A 20740-nucleotide genomic window follows, 5' to 3' on the forward strand; every position below is an offset into this window, starting at 1 on the left:
GCGCTCCAATCTCATGGTCATAAAAGAATAGCAAAATAGAGAAAAGCAATACATGGCATCATCCATGCATCACAAATACAATATTTCGTACTCTTCTGTCCTTTTGCCTGAGATTGTGAACCCTTCGGCGCCGCACATACATGCGGTCTCTCCAGAAGCTGCTCCTGCCATAGTGTGACCCACAGCAATCATAGCCTTCGTTATTTACTTAAAATGTTGCTATTTCTGAATAATTTTATATTTTACGCCTCTAGAAGAAAGCTGTCAATGGTAATCTTTTAAGATTTTATCCCTTCTCTACCTGATGCAATATGACTTCACTTCATCAACACCCCCTGATAAGGTATAATAAATCAAAAGATGTTCGGCTCGTTTGATGGAGAAATCCATCTTGACTATGAACCAAAGTTAGGCAATCCATTGAAGTTGGTGAAGACAAATGAAAAAATTGAACAAACAGCGTGTCACATTACAGGAAGTCGCCCGGCATGCCGGTGTCTCGACTTCAACGGCCTCACTCGTTGTTCGAAACAATCCTAGAATCTCTGAAGCCACTCGAACAAAAGTACTGCAATCCATGGAGGATTTAGGATACGTGTACGACCGCGTCGCTGCAAACATGCGGTCAAAAAGCTCCAATATTGTGGGTGTTATCGTCACGGACATTTCAAACACCTTTATTTCTGAGTTTTTAATCGGCGTGCAAACCACACTTGAATCACTTGGCTATACCGTTTTACTCGGTACAACCTTTGACAGTGTCGATAAGCAGGAACGGCTCATTTCCACAATGGTAGAGCACCGAGTTGGCGGGATTATTTTAAACCCAGCTTCGAAAAGCTCTACTAGGACGGTCAAACAGTTAAATCAAATTCGCACCCCAAAAGTACTAGCAAACCGTGAATTAGCGGAAGTGCATTGTGACTATGTCGGCGCTGATTATGAACAAGGCGCTTGGATGGCGGTACATCACCTTCTTCAAAAAGGACATCGACGTATTGCCTTTTTAGGCGGCATCAAGTCCTCATCGACTTGGATTGAACGCATGAAAGGTTTCAAAAGAGCCCATGATGAGGCAAACCTGACGATTGATGAATCTCTTATTATCGATATGGAACCTACCCGTGAAGGCGGGAAAGAAGCCCTTACCCAAGTCATCGACCAGCCCGAGCCTCCTACTGCTATTTTTTGCTTTAGTGACTTAGTCGCGTTTGGGGTCATTCAGGAACTGACAGCACGTGACATCAAGCCTGGTGAAGACATCGATGTTGTTGGATTCGATAACATCCCTGAAGCTGAGATGTATCACCCGCCGCTCACCACTGTCTCATCATTCCCACGATCCATCGGAGTAAAAGCAGCGAACCTTTTATATCATAAAATGAACGAGCAGGATGAAGAGCTGCAGCGATTGATCCTAAAGCCTCAACTTCATATTAGAGAAACCTCTACATCATCATGAAAGGGAGAATTGCGTGCAGCAATTCTCTTTTTTTATTGATCAAGTCAACTATTTCTTTATTTCATTTTTCTTTTTTTACATCACAAAGTCATAAACTTGACACATTTAAAGCGCAGGAGTATATTTATCACGTTGCTTCTTTTGGTATATCGTTATACCAAATTCGTCATACTATTATTTTTATTTAACAACAGTTGAAATTGATAATTTCTGATTCTGATCAAATCATGAAGATACACTTTCTTATCAAGACTGTTATTATTTTTTATTTTTAGTAGAACGATGTACTTAATGGAAGAACAGATGAATATTCATTATTTTTTCATCAATCACACAAGGGGTGTTGTGATGGGCTTGATATTACAAAGGTACACAAATAATTTGACCCAAAAAGGGTTTTAAATATAGGAGTGGGAACATGAAAAATCCTTATATTAAATCGTCACTTGGCATGTATTTAAACTACTTCATGCTCGGCATGATCAATATTATTGTGGCTTCCAACATGGAAAGCTTATCTGAACGCTACCATGTGGATATTCCGAAAATCAGCTTGCTTGTATCGGCGATCGGAATAGGTAAACTGATTGCTCTCTTTTTCTCTGGACGGTTAGCAGACCGCTGGGGACGTAAGCCTGTCATTATTACAGGAAACTTTCTTTACTTATTATTCTTAATCGGAATTCCAACGACAACGAATTATACACTCGCTTTTATCTTTGCGATTTCAGCAGGGATTGCAAACTCACTGCTTGATTCAGGGACATACCCTGCTCTAACAGAATCGTTTCCTAAAAAAGCAAGTTCAGCTTCTGTTTTAGTGAAGGCGTCCGTTTCAATTGGAGCGACTGTTCTTCCATTTATCTTGGCATTCTTTATTGCACATGACATCTTCTGGGGCTGGGCGTTCTTTGGACTAGGACTTCTTTATTTACTCGTAGGGATTTACTTGATCTTTATGCCATTCCCGAACCATAAGCAAGTCTCTTCACAAGATGATCTTCCAGTGCAGGAACAAATGAAGGAAGAACCTAAAATGTTTGGTGAAGGCTTAGCTGTTGTGCTCATGGGATTCACGTCTACTGCATTGTTTGTCGTATGGCAGACGTGGCTTCCGCAACTCGGGTTAAAACTGATTGGACTTGGCACAGGACAAGCGACGCAGCTTCTTTCTTATTTTAGTATTGGTGCCCTTGTGTCTGTTCTATTACTATCGATCGTATTAGATAAATTTATTTCACCTATTATGGTCGCCATTATTTACCCAATTGGGGCATTCCTTGCAATGTTTTCACTATTTCAAATCGAAACGTACAGCATTGTGATTGTCAGCACCTTTTTCTTAGGATTATTTACAGCAGGGATCTTCCAGCTGGCCATGAGTATTATGATGAAATTATTCCCTACAAACAAAGCAACGGCTTCATCATACGTCAACATTGCGGCAAGCTCAGCGTTTATTCTTGTGCCGCTCATTACAAGTGGGTTGGTCAGCACGTACGATATTAAAATGACGTTATTTTTCGATATGATCATTGCAGTCATTAGCGTATTGTTAGCAGTCTTTGTTTTAGGACGCATGAAAAAATTGTCTAGATAATAAAAGGAGATGTCAATTATGACAAACATACATGAACGAAATATTGATGGAAAAACAAAATTAGTCGGTCTTCTTGCTACACCAATTGGACACAGCCTGTCACCACGGATGCACAACCTTGGATACACATTAACAGGTATCAACTATGCTTACCTAGCCTTTGAAGTAGGAAATGATGAACTAGAAGCAGCAGTAAACGGAATGAAAGCGATGGGTGCAGCTGGATTTAACGTATCTATGCCAAATAAAATGAAAGTGCTGGATTACTTAGATGAACTAGATGATTCTGCGAGATATACACGTGCAAGCAACACTGTTGTGAACAAAGATGGCAAACTGATTGGCTACAACACAGATGGTCTTGGTTACGTGAGAAACTTGATTGAACATGGCGTTGAACTAGCTGGACAAAAGGTAACACTTGTTGGCTCAGGCGGTGCTGCGACACCGATTGCCATTCAACTTGCACAATCAGGAATTCGTGAAATTAGTATTTTCGCTCGCAATGATCAATATTTTGTTCAAGCGGAAGAAAATGTGAAGTACATCAATGAAGAGATGAAATCATTCGGTGTCAAAGCGAACATTTTCCCACTTGAAGACAAAGACGCTTTCCGCCGTGAAGTAGCTGAGAGTGCGATCTTAGCAAATGGGACAAGCCTTGGGATGAAACCATTAGACCAGCTTAGCATTATTGATGACACGCTTGATGTACTGCGTAAAGATTTGATCGTGACAGATGTTGTGTACAACCCGCAAAAAACAAAACTTCTTGCTCAAGCACAGGAAGCGGGTGCCAAAACCATTAACGGTCTTGGAATGATGCTATGGCAAGGTGCTCTTGCTTACAAACTCTTTACTGGTGAATATATGCCAGTTGATCAAGTGAAACAGATACTTTTTGAAAACGACCGTTTCTAAACAAAAAAAAGACGACTTCCTGAGCGGAGGTCGTCTTTTTTTATTCATGTACCATGATTTGGCGGTATCGATACAGAATATACATCGCACCGATAATGGCCACAACAGCCACAACCGCATCGAACATAAAGATCTGTAAAATGGTCGAGTGGCTTTCAATCAAACCTGTTACGACCGGGATGACAATGGCCGACACCCCGCCGGCTGTTGAGATAATCCCTGTCATCGTTCCTTTGTTCTTCCAGAAGAATTCAGCCATCACCGTTAATGTCAGCTGAAAGACACCAGCTGTTGAAAATCCCAATACAAATGAATTGACAGTTCCTATGACTGGAGATTTTACGACCAGTAGCACACAGATAGAGGCAAGTGTAATGATTGGATAGATCAGCAGTACCGTGACCGGACGGACAATGCGGCGCAAAAGAAATGCGAGCAATAGGACAGACAGCAAACCACCCATGCTATAGTAACTAAGCAGCTTCACTGCACTGCCAGAAGCCATCCCCAATATGGCCTCACCGTACGTAGGAAGCCAAATTTGCGGCAAGGCGTACAGACCATTTGACGTAAAGCTGATCACAATAAGTGCGATCCCTTCCCTCCAAAACGTAGGCTCTGACGTGAAGCGTGGAAGTCCGTCATGCTCGGTCACCTGGACTTGCTCCACTTTGCGATGATTCGGAAATGGCAATGTCCAGAGCATCAAGACATTCACAAGATAGATAAGGGCAGGAACAAAAAACGCAATGCCATAAAACAAATCATGCTCCGCTAAAAAGAAAATAGCCAGCGGCAGAATGGTCGCCCCAATCGAAATAAAAGCCTTCACCATCACATTCGCAGATCCCGAGTTTTGTGGAAAAGCCTCCATTAAGGCTGGATACGTTCCTGCATCCATCGCTGAATTCGCCACCCCTGCCAAAATCGCAAACGCAAAGGCGATTTGATAATTTGGAGACAATGGGATCCCGATGAGGAACACCGCCATCAGCACACCAGAAACCAAAATCACCGGCTTTCGGCCAAACCGATCTGACAGCACGCCTGATAGACCATACGTGAGCACCCTGCCAATGCCGAGTGCCGAGATCATATAACTAATTCCCGCACTATTGGTATCTAACTGTTTGATTAAAAATGGCATATTTGAAGCCAATATAATATTGACCATACCTAATAAAAAATAATTGATATAAAGACTAGAAGCCGTTCTCACATACGGATTCCTCATGCTGACACACCCCTCAACACCATCGCAATGAAGTGACAAATAATGGTTACGCTTACAAGATCTCATGTGTGAGGAGGAGCAGCTTCGCAACCTTCACGTTCAAACATCTCATGCAGCTCACAGCATACATGTCCTTCATTTATCAAGCATCTCTTCAAATTTTCACTAGCTCTTATTTTATATGAATGTGAAAGGTAATGATAGTGAATTGCTTAAATTTGAGGGGAATGATTGTAGAGAGAAATCCCCTGAGGCATGCAGGTGAGTTTTACATAATGAATATGGTTATTGAACATTGTCGTTTTAAAAGTATCATAAGTAAATTCGTGATTTTAAATTTAATTGACTCTCACAGCCCCCTAGTACTTAGCTCATAAAAATACTCTGTGCGCTCTATACACAACCCAAAATGAAATCCCCATATCCACTTGAAAATTTCGTTTGCTCAAGAAGTTGATTTAAATGAGTAAAACATTCATTCTCATTCACTAATATCGCTTCAATTTCTTGCTTCCGAAAAAATATCAGTCTACCTTGTTTAGGAGTTAATTTTACCCTGCTGACGATTTCCTTTAACATTTGTGTAGACTTTTCAATATGCTCTCGATAGTTATCTCCATGTATTTGAATTTTATGTTCTCTCGAGTGAAGGAAAGGAAATACCTTCTGACAAAACAATTGATTCTCTTCGATATCTAAAAAGGGTTTTCTGGAAGTGTCATATAGCTTAATTCGTTCATTAAGTGCTTTCTTCTGCTTTTTCTTTTTAATTTCTCCATTTTTTCTTTTCGGACCTTTCTCACGTTAGCACCTATCTTAGGCTTAACTTACTCTTTTTATATTCAAACATCTTAAGATTTCCAACCAAATAAAAGGCACTTTATAGCAATAAAGTGCCTGAATCATTATGTTGATAATCGTCAATAATGATGTTTAATCTTTGAATATTTCTGGTATTTTCTCTCTCCAAATTAACAACAGCTCTCTGAACTCCTTCGTTTCAATTTTATTTTCATGGGGTTCTTCAATCCTATAATGATGTTCAGCTATTGTCTCATGTTTTTTGATATTGACACTGGTAGCATTCAATGTAATTTCAAAGTTTTCATATACTCCATCTATCACATTTTGAATATATCCTATATACTCATCTACTTCTTCTTCTGTTGAAATATCTTGAATAAAATCTGAGAAAATACTTATTTCTTCTGGTAGTAGTATTGCTAAATCACCAAATTGGTCTTCCTTAAATTCATATGAATATCTCATATAAGTTAATCACCTTCATATTATTTTTTATATAGTGGATATGCTGTAGCTATTGACCCATCTTTATTCAGATACATCTCTATTTTCATTCCTGTTGATGTTACACCTTTGAATTTGTTAGGACCTATCTGTTGTTTATTTTGGTAAGCTTCATCGATAGCTTTTAACACATCAACGCGATTCCATTCCTTAGGAAAGAAACTTGATTTAGCTACTTTTTCAACTCCATCTATTTCAACTTTAGCTCTATAAATACCGTTTTTATCAGGTAAACTTTCACTTCCTGGAATAACCTTACCACCCTGCATACTTTCATGATGATAACCAACTGCTTTTCCTCGTTTGTTTATTTCGCCATGATAAATGTGCTTCATTGTATGGGTATTATATTTTTCAGTATCCTTAATTCCCATCTTCCCATGAAACCCTTTTGCTCCAAACGGTAAAAGCATTCCAAGTGCCGCGTTCATACTCGCTTCCTGCTGTTCTTTCGAGACCTTGTTTCCAAACATGTCACGACCCGTAATCGCTTCGCTGAAGCCGTTGGTTGCGGTGAGGCCATATAAGCCTTTTTGGGATGTTTTTAAGGCGTCAAAGGACTTTTGTGATGTCTTGTAAATGTCGACTGCTCTAACTGCGGCTGATGTGGCTTGGGTCGTTTTATAGACGGCTTTTCCGCCTTTGAATATGCGCCCTGCCCAGCCGACGACAGGGATATAGCCTGCTGCGGCCATACCGCCTGCGGCGACTCGCTGGCCTGCGGTGAGCTGTTCTCCTGTGATCGGATCAACGCCCGTTGCGGCACGCTTTGCATCGTTCACACCTGTCAGCTCATTGACGATATTTCCGCCATAATCGAATGCTTTTTCATACCAAGGACGGTTGGCGAGGGCTTCCTGTTCCTTCGCGATCTCGCGGGCTTCTTCTTGTTCTTTTTTGATTTTCAGATATTCAGAAGTTTGCTTCTCAATATCGCTTTTTGCCTTGTAAATTTCACTATTTTGATACGCTTTCTTGTCAAAATTCATAGGCGAAATGGATTTTCCGTCATTTGTCGCATTCATCATTTCTGCGTACAATGCCATTGTAGCCTTCTGTTCTGTCTCTGACAAAGCATATTCATCTTTTAAATTTTGATCAAGCTCTATCAAATCTTTAACCGTCTTTTTCCGTTCGTCTTCTGCATCTTCGATCTTTTCATCAATGGTTTTGCTATCAAATACCTCCAAAGAAATGAGGTCATCAATGTCTTGAAAAATGGTTTTAAGTGCCTTTTTTTGATCTTTTACAATGCTTTTGGCATTTTTGATTCCCATGTGAACAGCGTTATCTAAAAAGTGTTCCTCCACAAAGGTATCGCCGCCAAAGCTCGTATCATCAAGTGTACCAGAAACACCTTCATGAAAGGCTTTTTGCTTATCAATGAAGGTGATAAACATGTCTACATTTCCAGCTAGTTCTTTATAAAAGCTTTTAATGTTATCGGCGCCTTTTCCAGTGAAATCATCACCAAGGTTTGCCACGCCCTGTAAGGCTTTTTTCAAATCAGTCATTTCTTCACGGAGTGCCTGATAATGTTTTGCCCTTGTGTCCATGGCACTTGTTAGTGCTTTTGCATCAAGTATCTTGCCCAGAAAAAGTCACTCCCTCCATTATTGATCATAAAGTCTATTTTACCGTGACCCTCAAAACGAAAAAATAGGATAAACGACATAAAAAATAAAATGAACTCTCTATATACATAAGTAATTAGGAACTAGTGAATGCATCATACAAACTATTAAAATCTTTATCTGTTTTCTTTCTCTACAGTTGTATGAGACAATGCCAACTAAAATGAGAAAGGAAAACCAAACTATGTATAAAGTATTTATTCCAACTGTTGTGATGATCTTCATTCTTTGGATTCTTCTTCAATTATCATTCCACATCAATATCTTTCACAATCCAATGAACTATTTTATCGTCATTACCCTCTTTTTTCTTTGTATTCAGGCGTTATTGAAACATAGACAATAAAAAGATCACTCAGGTACATACACTTTTTTCAGAGGTAATAAGGATCTTGTCTCAGCTGGCATATGTTCATACCAATGTACAATAAGATTTACGAGTTCTTCTAAGTCCACTAGATGAACCTCATTATGCTTCGCAACAGCTTTTGCATGAGAAGTAAACCCACCAGTAGAAACAAATAAACTGTTAGCATTCATTGGATTAGCACCTAATAATTGCTGTACCTCTGGCGAACTGGCTGAGGATTTTCGATGTTTTACTTGCACTTTTATAATTGGCTTTTCAAAACCAAATGCATCTTTATAAGCTAACACATCCACACCGCCATCAGGCCCTTTTGGACTCACGCGAACATTGTATGACATTGCTTGCAGTAAGCCTCCGACTAAGTCTTGTATTTGCCAAGGGTCCAATTTATCTACTTTATCTTCAATCATGACAGTGGCTTTGCTGACTAAATCTTCGATAATTTCATCTTCTTCTGTTTCATCTTCAGGTGCTGTTATGGAAGTAGGGTTTTTGAGTAAATGTTCAATCTCTTTCCCCCAATCATCTACACGAAAAACAGTTGATATAGAACCGAGGCTGTTCTTAGCTGATTGACTGAGAGAATCTCGTTTAACTGCTGTTGGTTCCCAATTCACCTGAATATGATTTGGATACATTTTATCTCCAGCTGTTTCATCAAAAAAATGCGGAGCAATCACCGTACCTACTCGATATTCACGGCTTTCTTTTATGTATGTAATGATTCGATCTCCCTTTTTAATTTCTCTACTAAACCTCCATACCTGACTGACCCAGCTTCTTCTCGTAAAAGGTTTGTTCTCAGCGAATATGACATCAGCTCGAGCATTCATCTCTTGCTTTGTTTGATATTGTTTTGGGTTACCTAATTTAGGCCACCCTATCGATGCGATGCCCTTCTCTTCCCAAATTGAAATTAACTCATTTTGGTCACCCGCACGAACCATCCACCATTTCGTCATTTACTATCTCTCCCATTCCATCCATCTTCTCTTATTTTCATCATCAAATATTCTCACTAAATTATAAGACTTATTTCTTGTTAACAAAAGGATATGCGCACCTTTTTTGTCGAAAGAAACACAAAACCCGAACAAGCGAATCCCACGCTCATCCGGGTCTGCATTTTCCTTTATTACACTTCTTCGCCATTCGTTGCAATGACGTTTTGATACCAAGTGAACGAATCTTTTTTGAGACGCTTCATCGAACCGTTGCCTTCGTTGTCGCGGTCAACGTAGATCATTCCGTAGCGTTTTTTCATTTCACCTGTTGTGAATGAAACGATATCAATGATACCCCAAGGTGTGTAGCCGATGAGGTCCACACCGTCGTATTCGATGGCTTTTTTCAGCGCTTCGATATGAGAAGCGAGATATTGAATTCGTTCAGGATCGTGAATGGAACCATCATCTTCCACTTGATCAATGGCACCAAAACCATTTTCCACGATGAAGAGTGGAATTTGATAGCGATCGTAAAAACGATTCAATGTATATCTTAGTCCAGTTGGGTCGATGGACCAACCCCAGTCACTTGATTTGATATAAGGGTTTTCTACACCATGCGGCAGGGCCCCGTTGACAATGTCTCCGCTGTTGTCAGACACTGCATCACTTTTGACCGTTGTCGACATGTAGTAGCTAAAGCCGAGATAACCAACTTTCCCTTTTCTTAAGCTTTCTTCATCGCCTGCTTCAAACGGAATATGATAGCCTTCGCGTTCAAATTCTTTTAATGCATAGCTCGGATAGTAGCCGCGAACCTGAACATCAGGGAAGAAATAACGTTGTCTCATATATTCTTCTGCAAGCATGACATCCTCTGGGTTTGAGGAATATGGATAGATTGGCACATGGGAGACCATCGCTCCAATTTGAAAATTAGGATTGATTTCTTTTCCTTTTGCTACTGCCCATGCACTTGCAAGCAATTCATGATGTCCTGCTCGATACATGATTTCTTTAGCGTTTTCGCCTTCTTTGACCGATACGCCTGAATTTGTCCAAAGGAACAATGGGTTGTTGACATCCATTTTGTTATTGATTTCATTAAATGTCATCCAGTACGTGACTTTGTCCTTGTATCGATTGAAGCACACTTCCGCAAATTTCGCGAAATACTCAGCGACTTTTCTGCTGCGGAAGCCGCCGTATTCCCTTGCCAAATGAAGGGGCATCTCAAAGTGGGACAGCGTAATCACAGGCTCGATGCCATGCTTGAGCAGCTCATCAAACACATCATCATAGAACTGTAAGCCTGCTTCATTCGGCTCTGCTTCATCTCCCTTAGGGAAAATCCGGCTCCAGCCGATTGATGTACGCAAGCATTTTAAGCCCATTTCTGCAAACATGGCGATATCTTCCTTGTAACGATGATAGAAGTCGATCGCTTCATGGTTCGGGTAAAATGTTCCTTCTTCTATCGTTTCAGTGATTTGTCTCGGTACTCCATGAGCACCTGCTGTCATCACATCCACAACACTTGGACCTTTGCCTGCTTCGTTCCATCCACCTTCGAATTGATGTGCAGCTAATGCGCCGCCCCATAGAAAATCTTTTGGTAAAGTCATCATTTATTCCTCCTATTTCACTATTGTCATCATGACATCCGTTGGCTGACATGTCGAATGTTCCTCTACAATCACATCTTCGTACGCTTGTGTATTGGTGATGATAACTGGTGTGATTGTTTTTAATCCCTTGCTTTCAATCACCTCTTGATCAAATGTCATCAACAAGTCACCCTTCTTCACCTTGTCGCCTTCTTGGATATTGAGTGTAAATGCTGAGCCATCTAGGGAAACCGTATCAATTCCGACATGAACAAGTAACTCCACACCGAATTCTGAACGCAGCCCAATGGCGTGCTTTGTCGGTGCAAGCATGACGACACTGCCGTCAAACGGTGCATACAGCTTATTGTCTGTTGGCTCAATGGCAATCCCTTTGCCCATCGCTCCGGAGCTAAACACGGCATCCGGCACCTCAGATAATGGGAGCACTTTTCCTGCAAGTGGTGCAGTAATCATTTCCTCATTGTTCATCGAAGCATTCGTTTTTTCTTCATCTTGATCTTTCACAGATGCTTCACCGGCTGTCTGTTCTACCGTATCTTCCCCATAACCAAACATTTGAATGAGCACAACTGGTAAAATCAGCGCAATTGCCACACCAATCAAAATACCAAAGATCGACGTTGGATAATCTGCACTAATTCCGTTCACAATCGTCAGCGGACCAGGCAAACCTGCATACGCAAAGTAATAGGGCGTAAAGAAGCTGGCGACAATGGCACCAATCGCTCCAGAAATACATCCGAAAATAAATGGTTTTTTGAAGCGTAAGGTGACCCCATAAATCGCAGGCTCTGTAATTCCGAAGAGACCCGTGATACCCGCTGAGACCCCGACTTTCCGTGTTTCTCGATTTCTTGCTTTTAAAATAACGCCTAACACTGCACCGACCTGAGCGATAACAGCGATGGTTTGATATGCCTGGAAGGAGTCACGTCCATACTGTTCGAAGTTGGCCAGCACCATCGGCGTGATGCCCCAGTGAACACCGAAAATGACAAGCACTTGCCAGAATCCGCCGATAATGGCGCCTGCTAATGCCGGTACATTGTCAGCTAAGACATTGTATCCGTTTGCAATCCCATTTGCACCTGCTGTCGAAAGAGGACCAATTAATAGAATGGTTAACGGGACCATGACGACCATACAGATAAATGGGACAAATAACGGTTTGACGACCTCATGAATTCGTTTGTTTAAAAATCTCTCCAGATAAGAAAGAATCCATACTAAGAACAGCGGCGGCAATACCGATGATGTATAGACCGTTTCAGATAATGCAATGCCTAAAAAGGTAACGCCTTCACCTGATGCCACGCGCCCAGCAATCTCTGTCCAAGCTGGACTGACAAGCGCTGCTGTACAAGCTACTGCGATATACATATTCGTTTTAAAGTGCTTGGCTGCTGTTATTGCAATAAAGATTGGCAAGAACGTAAACGGCGCCCAGGAAATGAAGCTAAAGACTTCATATGTTCCAGTTTTCGAGAAGATTGGAAATAACAGGTTAATTAGGATAAGTGCACCTTGTAAAATACCAGCCGCAGCCAAAATATACACAAATGGCGCAAACACAGCGGACATGGTCGCGATGACTCGGTTCAGCACCGTTCCCTTGTTCTCATTTGCCTGATCATCATCAGACGATTGAAGCTGAACAAGACTGGAAAAATGCTCGTATACCTCACCAACATGCTGACCGATGACGACCTGAAATTGCCCACCATTTTCCACCACGGTAATAACGCCAGGCATCGCATTGACTGCTTCCTTGGCCTTCGGATTTGAACGTTTCAGAACCAAACGCAGCCGCGTGGCGCATCTTGCGGCACTCACCACATTTTCCTCTCCGCCCACTGCCTCTAAGATGTCTTCTGCAAGCTTTTGATAATCCCTCACTTTTGACATATACCCCCCTTATCACTACTAGTATATGTACATTATAATTATACCGGTACAATTTATCAATACATATATAATTACAGATGGCATATCAAAGGAAAATCCGTATGTGCTATAATACAAAGACAATAAATCGTGAAAACAAAGAGGAATGGCTATGTTAAAGTATCAACAAATTGCGAGCGATATTGAAAAATATATTGTCACCCATGAGCTGCAGCAAGGTGACAAACTCCCTGTACTCGAGACACTCATGAGCCAATTTTCGGTGAGCAAAAGTACAATTATCAAATCATTAGACTTACTCGAAAGAAAAGGAATTGTCTATCAGGTGAGGGGCAGCGGGATCTTTGTCAGAAGACACCGGCGCAAGGGCTACATCAGCCTTTTATCCAACCAAGGGTTTAAAAAAGATTTAGAGGAATTTCAACTGACATCAGAGGTTTTAACATTAGACACCATCAAACCGCCAGAAGAAGCTGCGCTTAATTTGAACATTGAACAAGAAGAGGATGTCTTTTACCTCAAACGTATTCGTTACATCAATGGCCAAACCTTATGTTTAGAAGAATCCTATTATCGGAAGACCATTATTCCCTACCTCAACACAGAAATCGCCGCCGATTCCGTTTTTAAATTCGTCAGCGAAGGTCTGGGACTCAAAGTCGGCTTTTCTGATATGTACATGCAAGTAGGCAAACTGAACGAAACCGAAGCGAAACACCTCGGCCTCAAACAAGACGATCCCGCCCTCCGCGTCGAGACTGTCTTTCACCTCACAAACGGCCAGCCCTTCGACTTCTCAAAAATCACGTACAACTACATGCAGTCTCAATTTTTTATTCAAGCGAATAATTATTATGGGTGATGGACGGGAAAAGCCTCCTGAGACAATCAGGAGGCTTGTTTGTCGTATGAAGAAATGTCGCATGATGAATGTTTTGCAGAATATGAGGCATCACCGCTTACCTCATCAGTTAATGAAAGACCGTTTCGATTCCGCCGCAGCAATACAATCCCTAATTCGGATACGAGCTTCGCAATGTTACGACTCACGCCAGACTGTGTCAGCCCAAGTTTCTCCCCCGCTTTTGTAAAACTGCCGCATTCGACGACTGTTAGAAATACTTTGTATTGGAATGTGATCAGTTTGGTCACCTCACAAGCTCATTTTAGATCTTGGCAAAATCTACTGTTAGACATTTCTTTGATTTTTCGATTTAAATGTTGTTCTATCAATTGAAAGCATGTCTGCTGAATCCATAAACGTTTAAAAGTATAGATCTGTTCCTTTTCATCACCATGCAAATCTTCATCTTTCTCCAACTGGAAATCTGTTAAGTCTATTTTTTCATGAACATACATATTAGTAAAAACATGAGCATTGTGAAAATCGATCATATGCTCTACTAAAGAAGAGATCGTGGTGACAAAGTCATCAAATGTATCTTCTTCAAGCGTTTTTTTGAGATCGAGATTACTATGCACATCAATTGAGATGTAATTATCTCTTTCATCCAATTCTTCTTGGGGAGCTAGCGGATAATCGTGAGTCGTTGCTTTTCTATTTAAATCTGTAATGGAGAAATAAATAATGATTTCTTTTTTATCGAGAAATTCATACTCCCATAATTCTGCATCTCTTAATCTTATGATGCGGGTGAGGTTGTCCAGCTTTTTAAACCCTCCATTGATTGATAAGATCGTTGAAAAGTTTCTTAATTCGTCGTTGTCGACGACGAAGACCTAGACGCAGCTTCATCAGCCTTCACACAATCAATAGCAACAACCAGCGCAATCATCATAGGCTCCATCTCTTCTTTCAAAATATCGACCTTATAACTATCTCCCCAAGTAAACCATTCCTTCTTCACCTGTCCGATCACTTCGCCGTTCTGCAGCACTTGGAAATTCATATCCCACCAGTTGCCTTGAACTTCTACACCCGCAGCATCAATTGAATATTTCGCTTTAAAGAACGTAAACTCTTTTTTGATCGTCAATACCTCATGACCACCAACTTCTACTAAAAACTTCGGTAAAAAGCTAAACATTTTCTTCGTAATCACAGCGATTTCTTCTCGCTCTGTATTTAATATAGTGAACGTCTTCGGCATCTTCATAAAGCTTCCCTCAACCACGTACACATCGTTCTCCTGTTGATCCTTTACCGTAAATCTGCCACTGAGACTAAATACCTTTTGCTTCATATAAAGTTGTTTCATATGTACCTCCCAATTTAATATTTAATTAAAATCTCTCTTATATCGAACAGCTAGGTATACTCCTGAAGCGAGAGTTGCAAGAGAATATTTAAACAAAAAGAAGATTTGCCACATATATTCTTTTGGAAAAATCACGTCACATAAAATTACTCCGAATAACATGCAGAGGCAACCTTTTAAAGTGATTTGATTTGTCCTTTCGTCACTCTTTCCAATTCGTTTAAGGAATACAATTGTTAGAATTAATCCCACTAAAAGCATAGCAAACCCAATACCAAGGAGCATGTTCCAATTATCAGTTGATGTCTCCACCCAAGTTTTTAAAGGATAAAAGATTGTATTTGTAAGATCTCCCTTATTTTTCATTCTTCTCAATTCCTTTCACATAAGTAAAAATATCGTTAACATCAACTTTGAAGAAATTCGCAATACGAAAGGCTAACAGTAAGGTAGGAACATAATTTCCTTTTTCCATTACGAAAATGGTTTGTTTAGAAACACCGACTTTCTCAGCAAGCTCTTGCTGAGACATTCTGGCAAGCACCCGATATTCATAAACCTTATTAGATATCGAATCACCAAAATCTCCCTTCATATCCATCACCTCTTAAAAAAATCATAAACTAATCGTTTATAAAAGTAAAGTAAACTTATATAAAATAACAATATACTTTCCAAAAAGGGATTTCTTTGAGGCTAATTTTTGTTGTAGCATTAACATAGGTTAATCTTTGGCGTTATGCATCGGCCTGCTCAGTGAAACAGGAGAAATACCGATATACGAGGCATCATGATATTGAGCGATACGTTGAACTAAGCCTAGATATTTCAACAAAATGATTAATAGGTGAGGTTATCATTGCAGCTAGTTCTTGGCTTTATAACAAGATTAGTTATTATACAGTAAAAAAGCAGCAGATACTGCGGCTAAAAAGATTCCAAAAGCTTAAAAAAGTCAGGGGGGTAAGGTTGATTTAAAAAAGTTTAAAGACAAGCATGGAAAAACGCCAGCTCAAAAAACAAGCGGTACCTTTAAAAACGGTAAATGTAATAACAAAAGATGTAGGGAAACGCAAGGCATCACTAGATAAGTATGGTAATGTAATCGTGAACAAAAGAAGAAACTATGAAAAGAAAATGGTCATTTTAGTGCCATCAATTGAACTAAACAGTGTGATTTGGATAGATGAAAACAACGAGCTACAAATCAAACCTACTTGGGATTGTGTCATTATTATTAATGCTAAAAATATGTCTGTCACAGTTCGTGATGCAGAAGATGTTGAGGCTTGCCATAGAAATTTAATAGTCTCATTTGACACATCGCAAATGAGACTTTTCTTCACTAACTACTCCTTTGGAAAAAACGTAGTAAATGTCGTTCCTTCTTCATTGCTTTCTACCTCAATAGAAGCATCGTGATAAGAGAGAACTTCTTGTACAATTGATAATCCCAGACCCATTCCTTCTTTATTTCGTGCTTGATCCACCCGGTAGAATCGTTCAAATATTTTTTCCAATGTCTCTTTTTCTATTCCAATCCCCGTATCTCTGATCTTCACGACCGCTTCTGATTCATTTTCTTCACAATGAATACTGATCTCTCCGTACTCTTTATTGTATTTAATCGCATTGCCAATTAAGTTCTCCCATACGTTGATCAGCAATGTACGGTCAGCATACACGGTGACAGGCTGTAAATCGATCTTAATTTCTAACCCCTTCTCTTCTATCCGCCATAGCATTGAATGAACCACTTGATGAAGCTGATCATCGATCCTGACTAGTTGTTTATTCGTTGGATATGTCCCCTGATCAATTGAAGTAAGAATGAGGAGTTGTTTCGTTAAGTTTGATAATCGCTTCGCTTCTGTTTGAATAATGTGATTGTATTTTTTCCCTTCGCTTGACGAAAGCTCCCCATCTAGTAATTCAGAATACCCCCGGATATTGAGTAACGGTGATTGGAAATCGTGCGAGACGTTATTCACGAATTTCTTTCTCGCTTGATCTGTATTCTCCAACTTCTGCTGCATCATCCGAAAGCTATCGGCAAGCTGCCCAATTTCATCTTTGCGGTTAATCATTAATGGGTACTGGAAATTATGGTTGGCCATCTCTTGCGTTGCACTCGTCAATTCTGAAAGGGAATGGGTGACCTTTCGAGACATCAATAAAATGCCAATGATGCTGCTAATAAATACGGCGAATATAAACCCAAATATAATCAAATGAAATTCTGTGAAAAGGCTAATGTTATTCGGACGTAAAAATAATCCCCATTCTTCCCCTTCAATTTCTATTTTCGTTCCCACAGTATTCTGTATATCATTTGCGAAATGACTCATGATTAAATATGAATTTTTAAAGGATTTGATCCCGTTGTAAGCTTTCTCGCCTTCAAATAAGGCGTGCATTTGGTCATTCCATTGTGTCGTTTTAAAGGGTTCACCAAACATCCGAATTTCTCCATCTTCTTTAACCAATGCAATTTGATACCCTAGATCGCTCATGGTTTGCAGAAAATCGGAAGATGCCTGTAATGTGATTTCGTGTTCTTTGATTTGTTTCGATAACTGCTCCGCAATGACTAAATAACGATCATTTAATTGTTCTTTTACAAAGGCATTGTAAATCAAATTCGAACAAATAAATCCAACAAAGATGCTGATACAAACAATCAAACACGTATATAACATAAATCGTTGTTGTAGTCTCATTCTTTTACCTCTAGTTGATAGCCAAAACCACGAATTGTCACAATTTCAACATTCGCTTCAGCTCTTTTTAATCTTTCGCGAATGCGGTTAATGTGAGTGTTTAATGTGAATTCGGGTTGTTCTAACGTATCCCCCCAAATGTCATCAATTAAATCCCAGCGGCTCACATTGCGGTTTGCCCGCTGCAGCAGATAATGGAGAATTTCTAATTCCCGCATGGGCCAGATATATTGTTGATTCTCAATCATTAATTCCCAACGGTTCGTATCAATCTGAATATTCCCCGCAGTTGTTAAAGCTTCTATGGATTTACGATATCTTCGTAAAATGGCATTTACACGGAATAGCAGTTCCTTCGTTTCAAATGGTTTGACGATATAATCATCAATCCCTTGTTCAAATCCTTGCTGTTTATCTTCAATTTGCCCTTTCGCTGTCAGCATAATGACAGGCAGTTCATATTGTTTGATAACAATGCTAGCCAGCTGAAAGCCATCCATTCCAGGCATCATCACATCAATGATCATGAGATCAAATGACTGATGTTGCAAAAAAGCAAGCGCTGCCTCAGCATTGCTTGCTTTTATCACGTGATATCCCGCCTGCTCTAAATGGATGGACACTAATTGCAAAATGGCTTCATCATCATCCACAACCAATACATGCAATTAACCTTCCTCCTTTATCACCTTATCTTTGTCTTTTTCAAAGAATAATATGAGCGACGGCAGCAACATTCCTCGAACTAAGAATGTATCGATGATAATCCCAATAGCGACAATAAATCCAAAGATAAATAAATCGGTAATGGGCATGGTCATTAATGCGGCAAACGTTGCGGCAAGAATGATCCCCGCTGAAGAAATGACCCCTCCTGTGTTTCGTATCGCCACTTGTAATGCAGCTTTGACGTGTAACGTTTTACGTTCTTCTAAGAAACGGCTCACAAGGATGATATTATAGTCAATTCCTAAAGCCACTAAAAAGATAAAGGCATATACAGGGGCACGAGTGGAAATGGCATCATATCCAAATAACACATCGACTAAGAAAATGCCTAACCCTAAAGCAGATACAAAGGAGATTAAAATCGTCGCCATCATATAAATCGACATTTTGATCGAGCGTGTCAGAACGAGTAACAAGAGAAGAATGAGTAACGTTTCCAGCAAAACAATCTTTTTAATATCTGATTGATTCACTTGTTGTTCATCCACTAATTTAGCCGTTGTGCCCGCAAAAGATAGCTGAACCTCTTGACCATCTGATAAACGATAGGTGGATTGATCTGTACGGAATTCTTTTAAAAATTCAATGGCCTCTATACTGTATGGATTCACCTTCAGTGATACAGTCATTTTGCCATGCTCTCCATTTTTGGTAACTCCCGAAGGACGAGCCGACCCTATCTGGTCATTTTCTGAGAAATGAGAAGAGATTTCTTGTAAATGTTCCTGAGATAGGTTTTGACCGGTCACTAGCACCGTTGTCTGGGCTAGATCTCCTTTATTAAATTGATCCTCGACGATTTCAAATGCGACACGAGAAGGTAAATCCTTCGGGAAATTTTTCACTGAGTTAAATTCATACTGTAAATTGAAAACATTCGCCCCTGTCACAAGTAAAAACAGTAAGACAGCACCACCAATCAATCCTGGTTTTCGAACAACAAACTTTGCAATAGGCCCCCAAATGCCATGCTTCACTTCTCTCGCTTCACCATATTTGGGCACTTTCGGCCAAAATGCTTTACGGCCAAATAACGCAAACAATGCTGGGATTAGTGTAACAGAAGCCATCATAATGATCACCATCGCAGCACCGAAGATTGGAGCAAAGTTTTGATAATCACGGAAATCTGCCACAAATAAAATGATCATTGCCGCGAATACTGTACCTCCTGCAAATAATACGGGTTTTGCCGTTGCACGCATTGCCACTTTCATCGCTTCATATTGATTTTCATCATGATTCAACTCTTCACGATAGCGAGAAAAAACAAATAATGAATAATCAATCACAGCCGCAAATAATAAAATACTCATAATAGAAGTGGTCGAGTTATTGATTTCAAGTCCACCGACGCCAAGTAAAGCGACGACTTGATTTACCACTTGATAGACAATCACCGTTGCAAATAATGGGATGATCGCTAATAACGGGGAACGGTAAATGGCTATCAATAAAACCAAAATGATCGCAACGGTGGCTAATAACAGCTTCAAGTCAGCAGATTCAAATAACTTAACAGTATCTCCAGCTATACCTGCTGGGCCCGTAATATAAAAATCTGTATCTAACCCTTTTGCTATCTTTTTACCAACCTTTGTTGTTTCATCATTAATCTCTGCATAATCAGCATTGCCTAATCCGGCTTTCAAATTCATTGGCACAATCATAGTAGATTGATCTTCTGATAAAAATGCGGATAACGCTTGAGGAGGCAATGCGGTAACATCGACAATGTCTTCAATCCCCTCAATTTTTGCCTCTTTGATTCCTTTTATAATCGTTTTTACATCTTTGATAGCCAGCTTGCCATCAGGATGATGGAAGACATATAACCCCGGAGTCCCTTTGTCACTTGGGAAATACTGATCTAACTGCTTTTGTGTCACAATAGACTGAGCATCACTAGGTAAAGACTGAAAGTTACTCACTTTATGATCGCCCAATGTAGGACCAGCACTCAACCCTATCATGAGAACAAGCCAAATGATAACGGTCAGCCAAGCTCCCTTTTTTGTAGAAATTTTATCAATAAATGATCTAAATAAACTCACCGATTG

The 20740-nt window shown here is 40.0% G+C and carries 20 protein-coding genes, 2 pseudogenes and 1 riboswitch; of the genes and pseudogenes, 6 read left to right on the top strand and 16 right to left on the bottom strand.

Features of this window, described 5'->3' with window-relative positions; translation table 11 throughout:
* Positions 1–85: 85 nt before the first annotated feature.
* A riboswitch (glycine riboswitch) is annotated at positions 86–165 on the bottom strand.
* 274 nt (positions 166–439) lie between these two features.
* The 3 genes from NPA43_RS18110 (at position 440) to NPA43_RS18120 (ending at position 3983) form a co-directional block, all read left to right on the top strand.
* A complete protein-coding gene (locus NPA43_RS18110) occupies positions 440–1462 on the top strand; it encodes a LacI family DNA-binding transcriptional regulator (protein ID WP_230031389.1) in 1023 nt (340 codons plus the stop codon).
* Between the two features lie 418 nt (positions 1463–1880).
* A complete protein-coding gene (locus NPA43_RS18115; protein WP_099727271.1) occupies positions 1881–3062 on the top strand; it encodes an MFS transporter in 1182 nt (393 codons plus the stop codon).
* An 18-nt stretch (positions 3063–3080) separates the two neighbouring features.
* Positions 3081–3983: a quinate/shikimate dehydrogenase gene (locus tag NPA43_RS18120; protein ID WP_256499177.1), complete on the top strand. Its 903-nt coding sequence runs from the start codon at positions 3081–3083 to the stop codon at positions 3981–3983.
* 40 nt (positions 3984–4023) lie between these two features.
* Here NPA43_RS18120 and NPA43_RS18125 read toward each other — a convergent pair whose 3' ends face one another.
* The 4 genes from NPA43_RS18125 to NPA43_RS18135 all read right to left on the bottom strand — a co-directional run bounded on the left by NPA43_RS18125 (position 4024) and on the right by NPA43_RS18135 (position 8120).
* On the bottom strand, positions 4024–5217 hold the full coding sequence (locus NPA43_RS18125) for an MFS transporter (RefSeq protein ID WP_099727273.1): 1194 nt from the start codon (positions 5215–5217) through the stop codon (positions 4024–4026).
* A gap of 393 nt (positions 5218–5610) precedes the next feature.
* Positions 5611–5895, bottom strand: a complete 285-nt coding sequence (locus NPA43_RS19365; RefSeq protein ID WP_443111551.1) for a YxiF family protein — start codon at positions 5893–5895, stop codon at positions 5611–5613.
* A gap of 255 nt (positions 5896–6150) precedes the next feature.
* Complete coding sequence (locus tag NPA43_RS18130; RefSeq protein WP_256499178.1) at positions 6151–6486, bottom strand: tRNA-Val4; 336 nt, start codon at positions 6484–6486, stop codon at positions 6151–6153.
* A gap of 20 nt (positions 6487–6506) precedes the next feature.
* Entirely contained in the window at positions 6507–8120 is a 1614-nt protein-coding gene (locus NPA43_RS18135) for a T7SS effector LXG polymorphic toxin (RefSeq protein ID WP_256499698.1), read from the bottom strand.
* A gap of 223 nt (positions 8121–8343) precedes the next feature.
* Here NPA43_RS18135 and NPA43_RS18140 point away from each other — a divergent pair, with 223 nt between their 5' ends.
* A complete protein-coding gene (locus NPA43_RS18140) occupies positions 8344–8505 on the top strand; it encodes a hypothetical protein (protein WP_099727276.1) in 162 nt (53 codons plus the stop codon).
* Positions 8506–8510: 5 nt separating this feature from the next.
* Here NPA43_RS18140 and NPA43_RS18145 read toward each other — a convergent pair whose 3' ends face one another.
* From NPA43_RS18145 to NPA43_RS18155, 3 genes are all read right to left on the bottom strand, one after another.
* Positions 8511–9491, bottom strand: coding sequence for a restriction endonuclease (locus tag NPA43_RS18145; protein WP_230031393.1), 981 nt, complete (start codon positions 9489–9491; stop codon positions 8511–8513).
* Positions 9492–9664: 173 nt separating this feature from the next.
* Positions 9665–11104 (bottom strand): 6-phospho-beta-glucosidase BglA, encoded by a 1440-nt coding sequence (gene bglA, locus NPA43_RS18150; RefSeq protein ID WP_256499179.1) that lies wholly within the window; start codon positions 11102–11104, stop codon positions 9665–9667.
* 9 nt (positions 11105–11113) lie between these two features.
* Entirely contained in the window at positions 11114–13012 is a 1899-nt protein-coding gene (locus NPA43_RS18155) for a beta-glucoside-specific PTS transporter subunit IIABC (RefSeq protein ID WP_256499180.1), read from the bottom strand.
* 151 nt (positions 13013–13163) lie between these two features.
* On the opposite strand from NPA43_RS18155, the gene NPA43_RS18160 reads away from it, so the two are divergent.
* Positions 13164–13874, top strand: coding sequence for a GntR family transcriptional regulator (locus NPA43_RS18160; protein WP_099727280.1), 711 nt, complete (start codon positions 13164–13166; stop codon positions 13872–13874).
* A gap of 49 nt (positions 13875–13923) precedes the next feature.
* Here the strand turns inward: NPA43_RS18160 and NPA43_RS18165 are convergent.
* The 6 genes and pseudogenes from NPA43_RS18165 to NPA43_RS18190 all read right to left on the bottom strand — a co-directional run.
* Positions 13924–14152 (bottom strand): annotated as a pseudogene (locus NPA43_RS18165) (LysR family transcriptional regulator); the annotation flags it as partial.
* Positions 14153–14173: 21 nt separating this feature from the next.
* Positions 14174–14527 carry a hypothetical protein gene (locus NPA43_RS18170; protein ID WP_256499181.1) on the bottom strand — a complete coding sequence of 118 codons (354 nt, stop codon included), beginning with the start codon at positions 14525–14527 and terminating at the stop codon, positions 14174–14176.
* Between the two features lie 197 nt (positions 14528–14724).
* The gene (locus NPA43_RS18175) at positions 14725–15231 is read right to left on the bottom strand and encodes an LURP-one-related/scramblase family protein (protein WP_230031395.1); all 507 of its coding nucleotides are present in this window, start codon (positions 15229–15231) and stop codon (positions 14725–14727) included.
* 21 nt (positions 15232–15252) lie between these two features.
* Positions 15253–15597, bottom strand: a complete 345-nt coding sequence (locus NPA43_RS18180) for a DUF2178 domain-containing protein (protein WP_230031396.1) — start codon at positions 15595–15597, stop codon at positions 15253–15255.
* Positions 15587–15826, bottom strand: coding sequence for a helix-turn-helix transcriptional regulator (locus tag NPA43_RS18185; protein ID WP_230031397.1), 240 nt, complete (start codon positions 15824–15826; stop codon positions 15587–15589). The genes NPA43_RS18180 and NPA43_RS18185 overlap by 11 nt, the downstream gene beginning before the upstream one ends.
* Before the next feature lie 129 nt (positions 15827–15955).
* Positions 15956–16066, bottom strand: a pseudogene (locus NPA43_RS18190) (Crp/Fnr family transcriptional regulator); the annotation flags it as partial.
* Between the two features lie 161 nt (positions 16067–16227).
* Between NPA43_RS18190 and NPA43_RS18195 the strand changes: the two are divergent.
* The gene (locus tag NPA43_RS18195) at positions 16228–16653 is read left to right on the top strand and encodes a hypothetical protein (protein WP_230031398.1); all 426 of its coding nucleotides are present in this window, start codon (positions 16228–16230) and stop codon (positions 16651–16653) included.
* On the opposite strand, the gene NPA43_RS18200 is transcribed toward NPA43_RS18195, so the two are convergent.
* The 3 genes from NPA43_RS18200 to NPA43_RS18210 are packed head-to-tail and all read right to left on the bottom strand — an operon-like array spanning position 16581 to position 20734.
* Positions 16581–17951 carry a sensor histidine kinase gene (locus NPA43_RS18200; protein ID WP_256499182.1) on the bottom strand — a complete coding sequence of 457 codons (1371 nt, stop codon included), beginning with the start codon at positions 17949–17951 and terminating at the stop codon, positions 16581–16583. The two genes, NPA43_RS18195 and NPA43_RS18200, sit on opposite strands and share 73 nt — an antisense overlap.
* Entirely contained in the window at positions 17948–18619 is a 672-nt protein-coding gene (locus tag NPA43_RS18205) for a response regulator transcription factor (protein WP_230031400.1), read from the bottom strand. The genes NPA43_RS18200 and NPA43_RS18205 overlap by 4 nt, the downstream gene beginning before the upstream one ends.
* A complete protein-coding gene (locus NPA43_RS18210) occupies positions 18620–20734 on the bottom strand; it encodes an MMPL family transporter (RefSeq protein ID WP_256499183.1) in 2115 nt (704 codons plus the stop codon).
* Positions 20735–20740: the final 6 nt, after the last annotated feature.

It is taken from the genome of Bacillus pumilus, assembly GCF_024498355.1.
In the GTDB taxonomy this organism is placed as follows: Bacteria; Bacillota; Bacilli; order Bacillales; family Bacillaceae; genus Bacillus; species Bacillus pumilus_P.